The 14,948-nt window shown below is 52.8% G+C and carries 9 protein-coding genes and 1 pseudogene; 8 read left to right on the plus strand and 2 right to left on the minus strand.

The window, feature by feature from the left end; genetic code table 11:
• Positions 1–4: 4 nt before the first annotated feature.
• A complete protein-coding gene (gene aceF, locus C1N64_RS06495) occupies positions 5–1,900 on the plus strand; it encodes a pyruvate dehydrogenase complex dihydrolipoyllysine-residue acetyltransferase (RefSeq protein ID WP_164482957.1) in 1,896 nt (631 codons plus the stop codon).
• A gap of 282 nt (positions 1,901–2,182) precedes the next feature.
• Entirely contained in the window at positions 2,183–3,607 is a 1,425-nt protein-coding gene (gene lpdA / locus C1N64_RS06500) for a dihydrolipoyl dehydrogenase (protein WP_028724707.1), read from the plus strand.
• 615 nt (positions 3,608–4,222) lie between these two features.
• On the opposite strand, the gene C1N64_RS06505 is transcribed toward lpdA, so the two are convergent.
• Positions 4,223–5,050, minus strand: coding sequence for a LysR family transcriptional regulator (locus C1N64_RS06505; RefSeq protein ID WP_394515341.1), 828 nt, complete (start codon positions 5,048–5,050; stop codon positions 4,223–4,225).
• A gap of 195 nt (positions 5,051–5,245) precedes the next feature.
• Between C1N64_RS06505 and C1N64_RS06510 the strand changes: the two genes are divergently transcribed.
• The 6 genes and pseudogenes from C1N64_RS06510 to C1N64_RS06535 all read left to right on the plus strand — a co-directional run bounded on the left by C1N64_RS06510 (position 5,246) and on the right by C1N64_RS06535 (position 13,728).
• Entirely contained in the window at positions 5,246–6,244 is a 999-nt protein-coding gene (locus tag C1N64_RS06510; protein ID WP_367143304.1) for an aldo/keto reductase, read from the plus strand.
• A gap of 245 nt (positions 6,245–6,489) precedes the next feature.
• Positions 6,490–9,087, plus strand: coding sequence for a bifunctional aconitate hydratase 2/2-methylisocitrate dehydratase (gene acnB, locus C1N64_RS06515; protein ID WP_072021701.1), 2,598 nt, complete (start codon positions 6,490–6,492; stop codon positions 9,085–9,087).
• A 159-nt stretch (positions 9,088–9,246) separates the two neighbouring features.
• On the plus strand, positions 9,247–9,609 hold the full coding sequence (gene yacL / locus C1N64_RS06520) for a protein YacL (RefSeq protein WP_006117708.1): 363 nt from the start codon (positions 9,247–9,249) through the stop codon (positions 9,607–9,609).
• A 149-nt stretch (positions 9,610–9,758) separates the two neighbouring features.
• Positions 9,759–10,329 (plus strand): annotated as a pseudogene (locus C1N64_RS06525) (2-keto-3-deoxygluconate permease).
• Positions 10,326–11,594 (plus strand): D-threonate kinase, encoded by a 1,269-nt coding sequence (locus tag C1N64_RS06530; protein ID WP_133745538.1) that lies wholly within the window; start codon positions 10,326–10,328, stop codon positions 11,592–11,594. The pseudogene C1N64_RS06525 and the gene C1N64_RS06530 overlap by 4 nt, the downstream one beginning before the upstream one ends.
• Positions 11,595–12,180: 586 nt before the next feature.
• Complete coding sequence (locus C1N64_RS06535) at positions 12,181–13,728, plus strand: methyl-accepting chemotaxis protein (RefSeq protein ID WP_394515342.1); 1,548 nt, start codon at positions 12,181–12,183, stop codon at positions 13,726–13,728.
• Between the two features lie 47 nt (positions 13,729–13,775).
• Here the strand turns inward: C1N64_RS06535 and C1N64_RS06540 are convergent, their stop codons facing one another.
• The gene (locus tag C1N64_RS06540) at positions 13,776–14,948 is read right to left on the minus strand and encodes a nucleotide disphospho-sugar-binding domain-containing protein (RefSeq protein ID WP_133745539.1); all 1,173 of its coding nucleotides are present in this window, start codon (positions 14,946–14,948) and stop codon (positions 13,776–13,778) included.

Raw genomic sequence — 14,948 nt, forward strand, 5'->3', positions numbered from 1 at the left:
AGTAATGGCTATTGAAATCAAGGTACCGGATATCGGGTCAGACGAAGTTGAAGTCACCGAAATTCTGGTCAAGGTTGGCGATAAGGTGGAAGCCGAGCAGTCGCTGATCACTGTAGAAGGCGATAAAGCCTCTATGGAAGTACCTTCGCCGCAGGCCGGCGTAGTAAAAGAGATCAAAATCGCAACCGGTGACAAAGTGGAAACCGGCTCGCTGATCATGATGTTTGACGCAGAAGGTGCTGCTGAAGCGGCACCGGCGCCAGCTCAAGAGAAAAATGCCGAGGCCGCCCCTGCCGCCGCTGCGTCTGCCAGCGCCAGCAAAGACGTTAACGTACCGGATATCGGTGGTGACGAAGTCGAAGTCACCGAAATTCTGGTGAAAGTGGGCGACAAAGTTGAAGCTGAACAATCGCTGATCGTCGTTGAAGGCGACAAAGCCTCAATGGAAGTCCCGGCACCGTTCGCGGGCGTGGTGAAAGCGATTAAAATCGCCACCGGCGATAAAGTGAATACCGGCTCTCACATCATGGTCTTTGAAACAGAGGGTGCTGCACCGGCTGCTGATGCGAAGCCAGAAGTGAAAGAAGAGGCTGCGACGGCACCCGCTGCGGCCGCAGGGGCAAAAGACGTTAACGTACCTGACATCGGCGGCGACGAAGTTGAAGTCACCGAAGTGCTGGTGAAGGTCGGCGATAAAGTCGAGGCTGAGCAGTCACTGATTGTAGTGGAAGGCGATAAGGCGTCGATGGAAGTTCCGGCACCGTTCGCGGGCACCGTCAAAGAACTGAAAGTCGCGACGGGCGATAAAGTCAGCACCGGTTCGCTGATCATGGTGTTTGAAGTGGAAGGCGCTGCCCCTGCCGCGGCACCGGCGGCTAAGAAAGAGTCGGCCCCTGCACCTGCGGCGGCGGAATCTAAGCCTGCCGCTGCCCCTGCACCAAAAGCAGACAGCAAAGGCGAGTTTGCTGAGAATGAAGCCTATGTGCACGCCACGCCGGTGATTCGTCGCCTGGCGCGTGAATTTGGCGTTAACCTGGCGAAGGTGAAAGGCACAGGACGCAAAGGCCGTATCCTGAAAGAAGACGTTCAGGCTTACGTGAAAGATGCAGTGAAACGCGCAGAGGCTGCGCCAGCCGCAGCCAGCGGTGGCGGATTGCCGGGCATGCTGCCATGGCCGAAAGTTGACTTCAGTAAGTTCGGTGAAGTTGAAGAAGTGGAACTGGGCCGTATCCAGAAAATCTCGGGTGCCAACCTGAGCCGTAACTGGGTGATGATCCCACACGTAACCCACTTTGATAAAACCGATATTACCGATCTGGAAGCTTTCCGTAAGCAGCAGAACGCCGAAGCCGAGAAGCGCAAACTGGACGTGAAATACACGCCAGTGGTTTTCATCATGAAAGCTGTCGCTGCAGCGCTTGAGCAGATGCCACGTTTCAACAGCTCCCTGTCTGAAGACGCGCAGAAGCTGACGTTGAAAAAATACATCAACATCGGCGTGGCGGTCGATACGCCAAATGGTCTGGTCGTTCCGGTCTTTAAAGACGTGAACAAGAAGGGCATCACCGAGCTGTCTCGTGAGCTGATGGCGGTCTCTAAAAAGGCGCGCGATGGCAAACTGACCGCAGGCGATATGCAGGGCGGTTGTTTCACCATCTCCAGCCTGGGCGGCCTGGGCACCACGCACTTTGCGCCGATTGTTAACGCGCCGGAAGTGGCCATCCTTGGCGTGTCCAAATCCGCAATGGAGCCTGTATGGAACGGTAAAGAGTTTGCACCACGTCTGATGATGCCGATCTCTCTGTCCTTCGATCACCGTGTTATCGACGGTGCGGATGGTGCACGTTTCATTACTATTATTGGCAATATGCTGTCAGACATTCGTCGTCTGGTTATGTAAAAAGCGCAAAAGGCCGGCAAATGCCGGCCTTTTTGTAACATTCAGGGCACCGCTGTTGGCAGTTTATTAACAATTCTGTAAACTCTTGCGGTGAACATGTCCCGGTGGAATAAGGACATTATGAGCCTATTCCATTAGGCATAATTGGCGCAGTCAGATTGAGTCACGGCAGGCAAATCCGATAGGGGAATGTTTGCAGCAGCAGACGCAATATGGCCAGTTAACTAGCCTAATGGGATAGGCTCAGCGTCTGACCCGCCGGAAATCCAATAAGAGGTCATGATGAGTACAGAGATTAAAACTCAGGTCGTGGTACTTGGGGCAGGTCCTGCAGGTTACTCTGCAGCTTTTCGTTGCGCTGACTTAGGTCTGGAAACCGTACTGGTTGAGCGCTACAGCACCCTCGGTGGTGTCTGTCTTAACGTAGGCTGTATCCCGTCTAAAGCGCTGCTGCACGTTGCTAAAGTGATTGAAGAAGCGAAAGCGCTTGAAGAACATGGCATTGTGTTTGGTCAGCCGCAAACGGATATCAACAAAATCCGTAGCTGGAAAGAGAAGGTGATTAACCAACTGACCGGCGGCCTGTCTGGCATGGCGAAAGGGCGTAAAGTGAAAGTGGTTAATGGCCTGGGCAAATTTACCGGTGCCAATACGCTGGTGGTCGAAGGTGAAGGTGGCGCAACCACTATTAACTTCGACAACGCCATTATCGCTGCAGGTTCACGTCCTATCGAACTGCCGTTCATTCCTCATGAAGATCCTCGTGTATGGGATTCCACTGACGCGCTGGAACTGAAAGAAGTGCCTAAGCGTCTGCTGGTTATGGGTGGCGGAATCATCGGTCTGGAAATGGCTACCGTTTACCATGCGCTGGGTTCAGAGATCGACGTGGTCGAGATGTTTGACCAGGTTATCCCGGCGGCCGATAAAGACGTGGTTAAAGTCTTTACCAAACGTATCAGCAAGAAATTTAACCTGATGCTGGAAACCAAGGTGACCGCCGTAGAAGCCAAAGACGACGGTATCTATGTTTCGATGGAAGGCAAAAAAGCGCCGGGCGAGGCTCAGCGTTATGATGCGGTTCTGGTTGCGATTGGTCGTGTACCGAACGGTAAAGGCCTGGATGCTGACAAAGCCGGTGTCGAAGTTGACGATCGCGGCTTCATCCGCGTTGACAAGCAGATGCGCACCAATGTGCCACACATTTATGCGATCGGCGACATTGTAGGTCAGCCAATGCTGGCACACAAAGGCGTGCATGAAGGCCATGTTGCGGCAGAAGTCATTTCAGGTCTGAAACACTACTTCGATCCGAAAGTGATTCCTTCCATTGCCTATACTGAGCCAGAAGTTGCCTGGGTCGGTCTGACTGAGAAAGAAGCGAAAGAGAAAGGCATCAGCTATGAAACCGCCACATTCCCGTGGGCGGCATCAGGCCGTGCGATTGCTTCTGACTGTGCAGATGGCATCACCAAACTGATTTTCGACAAAGAGACCCATCGTGTTATCGGTGGTGCCATTGTCGGAACGAACGGCGGTGAACTGCTGGGTGAAATCGGTCTGGCCATTGAAATGGGCTGTGACGCAGAAGATATTGCGCTGACCATTCATGCGCACCCAACCCTGCATGAATCCGTAGGACTGGCGGCTGAAATTTTTGAAGGCAGCATCACCGATCTGCCTAACGCGAAAGCGAAGAAGAAATAAGTTTCAGGACAGTCATAGCGGCCCCTTATGGGGCCGTTTTTTATGCTGATTATTATCGAATAAGAAAATCAATAAAGGAAAGGGCGCCTGCGCTAACACATTTACACTGGCATATAGGGCGGAGTAAACTCCGCCACTAACGAAGTTTTACTGCCTGGTTTCGTAATTCAAGACAGCCGAAAGTTCAGCACTCATTATTCTGAGGCGAAGCTCACATAATGAACCTCGGTTTGATAAACTCAATCCTAAGAGAATTAACCCGCTAATAACAAGTAAACCGTATTTCGACTTCATGGTGGCACCTCTCTTGATTTTCATCGAGCGAGGGGCTATGCTGACAGTGTTGAGGTGTTAGGGTAGTGACCTCCGCTCGCATTATTTGACTGATTAATGTGAGCGGTTCCTTCCTCTTTCCACCTCAGGTTCTTACCCAAAGCAGAAAGCTTCAGGCGCCCAACCGCACTCTACGCATTTATTATTTTACTGTCCCCTGGTTTTTTATTTTTTCATAATGCTAATTAATAAAAATTTCTGTCTTTTATATTTTAAATGTTATTTATGCTGATTCTTTCATGACTATTTTAAAATAATTATTTCTCGGTTCTTATGTTGCTGTTAATTTTGATGGTTGATCACTTCGTTATTATTAACACGTAACCAGTCAATAAAATGACGTAATGGTGCAGAGACATAACGCCTGCCAGGATAGTAGAGCCAGAAGCCATCGGCATTCTCCGTATAGTGACTTAACAGCTCAACGAGTGAGCCACTTCGCAGACTGGCACTGACCACGGCCTCCTGCAGAAAAGCAATCCCTGCTCCCGCAAGGGCGGCCTGCAATATTCGTTCGTTGTTGTCCAGCACCAGAGAGCCACTGACGGCGACTTCCCGCTTTTTCCCTGCGTGCATGAATTCCCAGCGATAGCGTTGCCCGCTCGGGAAACGCCGCTCAATGCAGGGAAACTGCAGCAGATCGTCCGGTGTTTGCGGGGCACCATGACGTTCGATAAACGCCGGGCTTGCGACAACCAGTGTACGCATTGCCGGGCCAAAGGGCAGGGCGATCATATCCTGCGCCAGCACATCACCGTAGCGAATGCCTGCATCAAAACCGGCTTCAAGGATATCCACCAGCGCATCGTTACTGTCAATTTCCAGCGTAATGTCCGGATAGCGCTGGAGGAATGGCAGGATCAGGCTGTCAAAAAACAGCGCTTCTGCAGAGCGGGGCATATTGAGTTTCAGCGTACCGTGAGGCCGGGCTCGCCAGTCGTTAAGTTCATCCACGGCCTGCGATAAATCAAGTAAGGCAGGCTGAATGCGCTGCAGGAAATGTTGTCCCGCCTGGGTCAGTGAGACACTGCGTGTCGTGCGGTTGAGTAATCTCACTCCTAGCCGTTGTTCGAAATGACGCATGGCGTGGCTCAGCGCAGACGGCGTCACGTTGCGTGCCTGTGCGGCTTTGCGGAAGCTCCGGTGGTGTGGTGCGCAATGGCGCTGAACATTTCCAGTTCCTGCAGGGTGGCCCGCGAAAGTGTCATTGATGAATTTTCCTCACTGAATGGGCAAGAATAGCGCAATTGTTGTTGGTATTGATGAGGATTATAACAATAACACCGCAACAAAGAGGAAAATATCATGCAACAACGTCAATTGGGTAATCAGGGATTACGCGTTTCAGCACTGGGACTCGGCTGTATGGGCATGACCTTCGCCTATGGCAATCATGATGAGCAGCAGGCATTAAATACGCTGTCGCGCGCGTTTGAACTGGGCATCAACTTTCTGGATACCGCCGAAATCTACGGTCCCTTCACCAACGAGGTGCTCATCGCTAAAGCCCTTCAAGGCCGCCGCGACAATATTACGGTGGCCACAAAATTTGGTTTTGCGATTACTGGCGAAGGTCAGGGCTGGGAAAAGATGAGGGGCGTTAACAGCCAGCCTCAGCATATTCGCCGCGCAGTCGAAGGATCGTTAACCCGTTTGGGAACCGATCATATCGATCTGCTTTACCAGCACCGCTTTGATCCGAGCGTACCGATTGAAGACGTGATTGGCACGATGGCGGATCTGATTAAAGAGGGAAAAGCCCGCTATATTGGGTTGTCTGAAGTCTCATCTGCTACGCTGCGGCGCGCCTGTGCCGTCCATCCCGTCTCTGCCTTACAAAGCGAATACTCACTCTGGACCCGCGATCCCGAGCAGGACATTCTGGCGACCTGTCGTGAACTGAATGTCGGTTTTGTGCCTTACAGTCCGTTGGGCCGGGGCTTCCTGACGGGCAAACTGACGTCCGTGGACGCGCTGGATCCGCATGACTTCCGCCGCAGTTTGCCCCGTTTTCAGGAGCAGGCACAGGAACATAACCAAAAGTTAGTCGCGCAGCTCACTGAGATGGCACACAGTTATGGTATTACTGCGGCACAACTGGCGCTGGCATGGGTCATGGCGAAGGGGGAAGATATTGTGCCGATTCCGGGAGCGAGCAAGGTCCATCATCTGGAAGAAAACTGTGCCGCAGCGAATGTCGTCCTGACAGGGGCGGACAGTGACACGCTGGACAGGCTCTTTGCGCCGCAAAACGTGCGGGGTGAACGCTATGCGGATGCAGAATATGGCATGATCGATCGTTAAGCTTACAGCGAAATGACTGGGTTAACCGGCAGGGCATTAAGCCCTGCGTTTTTTTCGTTTATCTCTGTTCAGGTAGCGCATTCTGCTGCAGAAAACCGCAATGTTGCTTTTTTGTAAACAGATTAACAAGCTGTTGAAATCCTGCTATGCTGCCCAACGCGGAACCGGGCACCTTACCCTACTCATGGAATGCGTTGTCATCAGGGTGCACCGGAAACCCATACAATGAGAGCGAGGAGAACGTCGTGCTAGAAGAATACCGTAAGCACGTTGCCGAGCGTGCTGCCCAAGGGATCGTACCTAAGCCATTAGATGCTTCCCAGATGGCCGCGCTGGTTGAACTGCTAAAAAATCCACCTGCGGGTGAAGAAGAATTTTTGACCGATTTGTTGGTCAACCGCGTACCACCCGGCGTCGATGAAGCGGCGTATGTTAAAGCAGGTTTCCTGGCTGCTGTCGCCAAAGGCGAAACAACCTCTCCTCTGGTATCTCCTGAAAAAGCCGTTGAACTGCTCGGTACCATGCAGGGCGGTTACAACATCCATCCTCTGATTGAAGCATTAGATGATGCGAAACTCGCGCCGATTGCGGCAAAAGCGCTTTCCCACACGTTGCTGATGTTTGACAGCTTTTACGACGTTGAAGAAAAAGCCAAAGCAGGCAACGCGCATGCGAAACAGGTGATGCAGTCATGGGCGGATGCCGAATGGTATCTGTCACGTCCAGAGCTGGCTGAAAAAATTACCGTAACGGTTTTCAAAGTCACTGGCGAAACCAATACAGACGATCTGTCTCCGGCACCGGATGCCTGGTCACGTCCTGATATCCCTCTGCATGCGCTGGCAATGCTGAAAAATGCCCGCGAAGGCATTGAGCCAGATGAGCCAGGCAACATCGGACCGATCAAACAAATTGAAGCGCTGCAGGCCAAAGGTTTTCCGCTGGCCTACGTCGGTGACGTTGTAGGCACCGGTTCATCACGTAAATCGGCGACCAACTCGGTGCTGTGGTTTATGGGCGATGACATTCCGAACGTGCCAAACAAAAAAGGCGGTGGCGTTGTGCTGGGTGGCAAGATTGCCCCTATCTTCTTCAACACCATGGAAGATGCAGGCGCGCTGCCGATTGAAGTGGATGTGAACAACCTGAATATGGGCGATGTCATTGATATCTATCCCTTCAAAGGTGAAGTCCGCAACCACGAAACCGGCGACCTGCTGGCCAGTTTTGAACTGAAAACCGACGTTCTGATCGATGAAGTCCGTGCTGGTGGTCGTATTCCCCTGATCATTGGTCGTGGCCTGACGACCAAAGCGCGCGAATCGCTGGGGCTGCCTGCCAGTACCGTGTTCCGTATCGCGAAAGACGTGGCTGAAAGCACACGTGGCTACTCGCTGGCACAGAAAATGGTGGGCCGTGCCTGTGGTGTTGACGGCATCCGTCCCGGTGCGTACTGCGAACCTAAGATGACCTCTGTGGGCTCACAGGATACTACCGGTCCAATGACCCGAGACGAACTGAAAGACCTGGCCTGCCTGGGCTTTTCGGCTGACCTGGTCATGCAGTCGTTCTGTCACACGGCGGCTTATCCTAAGCCGGTGGATGTGAACACGCACCATACGTTACCTGACTTCATCATGAACCGCGGCGGGGTTTCTCTGCGTCCGGGTGACGGGGTTATTCACTCCTGGCTGAACCGTATGCTGCTGCCGGATACGGTCGGAACAGGTGGCGATTCTCATACGCGTTTCCCTATCGGGATTTCGTTCCCGGCAGGCTCGGGCCTGGTCGCCTTTGCTGCGGCAACGGGCGTTATGCCGCTCGATATGCCGGAATCGGTGCTGGTACGTTTCAAAGGTAAAATGCAGCCTGGCATTACGCTGCGCGATCTGGTTCACGCCATTCCGCTGTATGCCATTAAGCAGGGCCTGCTGACCGTCGAGAAGAAAGGCAAGAAGAACATCTTCTCTGGCCGCATCCTTGAAATTGAAGGTCTGCCCGATCTGAAAGTTGAGCAGGCGTTCGAACTGACCGATGCGTCTGCAGAACGTTCTGCTGCGGGCTGTACCATTAAGCTGGATCAGGCGCCGATCAAAGAGTACCTGACCTCTAACATTGTCCTCTTGAAATGGATGATCTCTGAAGGCTACGGCGATCGTCGTACGCTGGAGCGCCGTATCGAAGGCATGGAGAAATGGCTGGCGGATCCACAGTTGCTTGAAGCCGACGCCGATGCGGAATATGCCGCGGTGATTGACATCGATCTGGCTGAGATCAAAGAGCCGATTCTGTGTGCGCCAAACGATCCGGACGATGCGCGTCTGCTGTCTGATGTGCAGGGCGAGAAGATTGATGAAGTCTTTATCGGCTCGTGCATGACCAATATCGGTCACTTCCGTGCGGCAGGTAAGTTGCTGGACAGCCATAAAGGCCAGTTACCAACCCGTCTGTGGGTCGCACCACCGACCAAAATGGACGCGGCTCAGCTGACAGAAGAAGGTTACTACAGCGTATTTGGTAAGAGCGGTGCGCGTATTGAGATCCCGGGCTGTTCACTGTGCATGGGTAACCAGGCACGTGTGGCTGACGGCGCAACGGTGGTCTCGACGTCAACCCGTAACTTCCCGAACCGTCTGGGTACAGGGGCTAATGTCTATCTGGCCTCTGCGGAGCTGGCTGCCGTCTCATCGCTGTTAGGTAAACTGCCTACGCCAGATGAGTATCAGCAGTTCATGGCACAGGTTGATAAAACAGCCACTGACACCTATCGCTATCTCAACTTTGACCAGTTGAGTCAGTACACGGAAAAAGCAGACGGCGTGATTTTCCAGACTGCCGTCTGACAGGTGACGATCGTTCTGTTTGAGAGGAGCGCCCTGGCGCTCCTCTTTTTTTATGCCTGAAAAGGGGCGTCCAGGGAATCTGGATAGGCGCGCTAAGCAGGTGCACGGCAATAAAAATAGCGGTATAACAGCGCGAGTAACTGACAAAGAGATAAGATCATGGAGTATGAATTTTTACGCGACATCACGGGCAAGGTAAAAGTGCGCATGTCGATGGGCCATGAAGCATTAGGCCACTGGTTTAATGAAGAAGTCGGGCATGACGCCAGCGTGCTGGATGAGGTTGAAGCCGAAGCCCAAAAACTTACAGGCAGTGAGCGCCAGTGGCAGCGCATCGGGCGCGAATATACGCTCTGGATGGATGATGAAGAGGTCATTGTCCGCGCGAATACATTGAATTTCGAAGGCGATGAGATGGAAGAGGGCATGAATTACTACGATGAAGAAAGCCTGTGCTTCTGCGGTAAGGAAGATTTCCTGGCCGTGATTGCCGCCTGGCGGCGATTTATGTCGGGCAAATGATTGAAAGCTTGCACCCGATCGCCATTTACCTCCTTTGTTGATTGATAATGCTCAATTATCAGCGTTTTAATCTGAGATTCCCGCCGCATATTTTATTCTTGTGATTTAATATCATCATGGTGATTATAATTAATCACTAAGGTGGTGGTATGAAGATTAAGGAAACAATCGAAAAAGTGCCTGGCGGAATGATGATTACCCCGTTGGTGCTGGGGGCCGCCGCTAACACGCTGGCTCCCGACGCCTCAGGGACAGGGGGCTTTACGACGGCACCGTTTAAAGAGGACGTGCCTGCGCTTATCGGTGTTTTTTTGTTATGCATGAGATCGGTTAAAGCGCTGCCCCAGGCGCGGGTTACGGGCGGCGGTATCACCGTGACGAAGTGTCTTGCTGCTGTCGCGCTGGGTCTGTCTGTCGATACGTTGTCTGGCCCTGAAGGCCGATGGGGATTGTCATCCGTTGCGGTCATTGCGGCGATGGAGAACAGCAACGGCGGTCTTCATACGGTCCCGGCAGGGGCCGCGGCCAGGACAACTGCCGTCACGCCGGCTGCGCTGGCGCAGGCCGATCCGGCCCTGTCTTGTGTGGTCGCCGCGGCAACGCCGCTGATTGCGACATCGGTGATTGTCACCGCCCTTTTAACGCCGATGCTGACCTTCCTGGGTGGCAAAAGGTAATCAGCGACGGGCTGTCGCTTCATCTACGGAAAAATCACGATGAAAATGATCGTTATTGCCGACGACTTTACCGGTGCGAATGATACGGGCGTGCAACTGGCTAAAAAAGGGGCACGTACGGAAGTGATGCTGACGTCACAGCAAAAGCCCTCACGTCGCGCTGATGTGCTGGTGATTAACACAGACAGCCGGGCACTCAGCGCTGAGCAGGCGGCGGTTGCGGTGAAACAGGCGCTGTCTCCCTGGGTGCGCCCTGGGCAAAACAGCGTGCTGATCTATAAAAAAATCGACTCTACCTTTCGTGGCAATCCCGGCGCAGAGATTGCTGCGGCTATGGCCGCCAGCGGAACCACGCTGGCGATTGTCGCCGCAGCCATTCCATCTGCGGGGCGCATGACGCGCAATGGTGAATGCTGGGTTCACCAGCGCCCGTTGCTGGAAACCGAGTTTGCCAGCGATCCGCGCACACCGATTATCTCCTCGCGTATCCGCACGCTGATCGGCTTACAGACCGATCTGCCTGTCAGGGAGATGACGCTGGACGACGTCAGGCGTGGCGACCTCGCAGACCGGCTTGAAAACCTGCGCCAACAGCCCGCCAGCATCGTCATTATTGATGCAGAAAGCGATAACGATCTGGCCCTGATTGCCCGGGCTGCTCTCTCAATGGCTGCGCGCCCTTTGCTGGTTGGGGCGGCGGGACTGGCCAACGCGCTTCCGACCGACAGCTATATGGACAGCGATCAAACGCTTCCGGTTCTGGTGGTGGCGGGCTCGATGAGTGAAATGACCCGGCGTCAGGTAGCTCAGGCGCAACGTCTGGGGCGGGCTGACGTGGTCAGAATCGCGGTCGAAACCCTGCTTGCACCTGAGAAAGAGCAAAAAGAGATCGTAGAGCAGGCGTGCCAGATCCTTGCACAGAACAGGCACTGTGTTCTGCAGACCAGCAGCCACGGGGACGACCGTAACCAGATTGCAGCGCTGACCGGAAAATATGCATTGAGTCGCGAGGCGTTGGGCGAAACGCTGAGTCGGCGAATGGGGGATATCACCTTAGCGATCCTGGATCGTGCCCGTACGGGTGGGCTGTTCCTGACGGGCGGCGACATCGCGATCGCGGTGGCGAATGCTCTCGGCGCAGAAGGTTACCGTATCCACGGCGAAGTGGCGCCCTGTATCCCGTGTGGCACCTTCGTAAACAGTGACATCGATGATTTACCCGTTATCACTAAAGCAGGGGGATTCGGGACGGATGATACGCTCTGTGATGCGCTGCATTATATTGAGGAGCTGTATCTGAATGAGTAAACCTGAGCCTGCAGATGTGCAGGCCAGAATTGCGTTTCGACAGGATAAGTCAGGGGAAATTTGGAGGAATGATGAGAATAGCTGTGCCCTGTTTAATAAAGGGCGCGATATTCTCCATTATTAAAATATAATAAATCCTTACGTTCCCTGTTCGATGTGTAATGCTATACTCCCCAATGATGCTGTTACATTTCGTTACCTGAATGCAACTGCTCGCTTAAGTCAAATTTACTGTTCGGTAAAACGAAACAGGCTTCACTGTCCTTTTTGAATGCTTAATCTGTTTGATTTTTCAGTTTTTTATGGCCACGCGCACCGTGAAAACAGGGCAATAACAGGAATTATCCTCCCCCCTGTTTTCGCGTTATTTCCGCTAACGCCAATTTAAATTGTAACGCAGTGGAAATTTCCGCGAGAGCGCTAATAATCAACTTAACATTGATGCGTTCACTTCTACGTCACTCACCGAGCGGTTGAGTGGTCAGGCTTTTCATTAAATTTATATGCCTGATTTATTAATGTGCCTTGCCATTATTCTCGTGAATTAATGGAATTTAATTATTCTCTTTCCACTCGCGGAGATATTATGCTCAGCAATACATCTATCAGAACCCGCCTTTATATGGCGTTTGGTGCCATGACGCTTGTCATGATTGTGGTATGCAGTCTGTTTTATATGGGGTTTAATCGCGTCACGCAGGCCAGCAAACTTAACGTTCATACCTATCAGGTGGTTGAAGGCCTGAATAAGGTGACCGAGAGTCTGCTGAATATGGAAACCGGCCTTCGGGGTTATGCTCTTAGCGGTCAGACACAAATGCTGGCACCCTTTAATCAGGGTAAACAGGCCTTTAGCGACTACACCGCGAGTACACATCAGCTGACGCAGGACAATCCGGTACAGCAGCAACGCTTAGTCGATCTGGAAAGCAGACAGAAGAACTGGCTGCAAAGCTATGCCCGTAACGTAATGGCGGCGCGTGAGCGTCTGAATCAGGGGAAGCTCGACCAGCAACACTTTTTAGACATCTTTGCGACTGATGAAGGTAAAGTGCAAATGGATGCGATGCGTAACGTGATTGAATCCATGATTGTCACGGAGAAATCATTACTCAAATCGCGTGAAGATGAACTGACTAGCGAGCGGACCAAAACGCGCTTGATCCTGGTGGCCGGACTGCTACTGTCAGCGGGAATATCCCTGATTCTGGGCCTGCTGATTTCCCGCAGTATTTCTCGTCCTCTGGCTGTCGCGGTGCACACGGCCGATACCATTGCCCGGGGCGATCTGACCTCTGTGATTAACGTAAACCGTCAGGATGAAACCGGAAAACTGCTGACGGCCCTGGCGAACATGCAAAATCATTTGCGGAACCTGGTGACCCAGATCAAAGATTCTGCGGCATCGGTTGAACTGGCGGCCAGTGAAATTGCGCAGGGCAATACCGAGCTGTCCTCCCGTACGGAAGAGCAGGCTGCGGCATTGCAACAGACGGCGGCAAGCATGGAACAAATTACTGCGACGGTTCGCAATAACACCTCTGTCGCTGAATCTACAGCGTCTTCGGCCCGGGAGACGGAATCACTGACGCGCGCCAGCGAAAAAGCCGTCAATGACATGAGCCACACGATGCACAGCATTTCGGTGAGTGCGGCGAAAGTGAAAGAGATTACCGCGGTTATTCAAAGTATCGCTTTTCAGACCAACATTCTGGCGCTGAATGCGGCGGTAGAAGCGGCAAGAGCGGGTGAGCACGGTCGTGGCTTTGCCGTTGTCGCAACGGAAGTCCGTACGCTGGCACAGCGCAGCGCATCATCGTCGCGTGAAATCGGTAACCTGATTGAAGAAGCGGTCACCGGCGTGGCGAAAGGTGTACAGGCGGCCGATCATACCGCCCAGAGTATTCTCAAAGCGGCAAGTGAAGTCGCGTCACTGGCACAGTATATGGATGGTCTGGCGCTGGCATCAGTGGAACAAATGCAGGGCGTTTCGCAGGTCAGCATTGCCGTCACGCAGATGGACAGCGTCACACAAAGCAATGCCGCGCTGGTGGAGCAGTCGGCTTCGGCATCGCAGTCCTTAACTGAACAGGCGCGCAGTCTGCGCATGTTAACCGCGGCGTTCCAGGTCTGATGCCTTCAGGCCAGGCATGCACCCCGATGCCTGGCCTGAAGACGCGTTTAACGGGTCAGAAAGCGTTCCAGCTCAAGACCTCTGTGGGTTTGATTAGCCAGTTGCACAGCATAAAAGTCGCAGTTGTGTTTCTTCTGACGTGCAAGAGCCGCCATTTTTCTGATTTCCCTGATCCCTTTTCCCTTGAGGCCGCAGGCCAGTCGTTCAAGGGCGCGGGCATTTTCAAACTGATCAAATGCGCACGGATAAATCAGTTGAGGCACCCCGTTCTTGAGCAACTGCGCGGTGGTGCCAATACCGCCATGATGAATGGCAAATAAGCAGGTTTCAGTCAGGGCAATATTGAGATGCGGCAGCGTCATCACATCATCGTTTACCGCTAACGCGGCTGCGGTTGGCGTAACAAGCACGCACTTCAGTCCTTCTGTTTTTAAGTCCTGTAAAACGCGTGTCACGGATGATTGTTCAGCCAGGGCCCAACTGGTAAAAAAGACCACCGTACGGGAGTCAATAAAATCGGTAATACGATCGTCATCCAGCGATGCCCGGCTCTTGTTCAGTAAAAAACCGGCATAAAATCCCTCGCGCGCTTTCTTTTGATAAAACCAGGGTTCGTATAACACAATCGACTGCGGTTCGTTATTGACCCAGTCAGCGTAAATATTGCGAGAGGCGGGCAGATTATGGTCGCGTCGCAGCGTGTCGATGGTACGCTGGAGTGCAGGCGAAACCAGGGCCCGTTGAAATAAAGCCAGTTTCCAGTTCAGACTGACACGCAGGCTTTTTTCCAGCGCATGGATAATACGCCCGGGCTGCAATTTTAAATTTGAATTGGTCAGGCTGATAGCATATTTCTTTAACCGGTATTTCTCGCTGACGGCTTTCGCCGCAAAACACCATAAAGAGTGAATGATGATGGCGTCATCTTCGACAAGAGCGCTCATGGCATCGAACATCGACTCCTGCTGTTCCGCCATATAATGTGAAATCCGTTTCAGGGCGTGCTTTTTGTCCCATAACGCCCGATCCTGGACGGCTTTCACATAAGCCTCTTTGTCGCCGACCGCCACAAAGGACAGGCCGCGATCTACTGCCTCAGATCTGAAATAGTCGTTAGCGAGCAGGTAAACATCATGATTCTTTTCTTTTAACAGCGAGCCAATCTCAATACAGGGAAAGACATCGCCTGCTGAGCCCAGTGCGCCAATAATCACTTTCAT

This window comes from Pantoea sp. SGAir0215 (assembly GCF_043543215.1).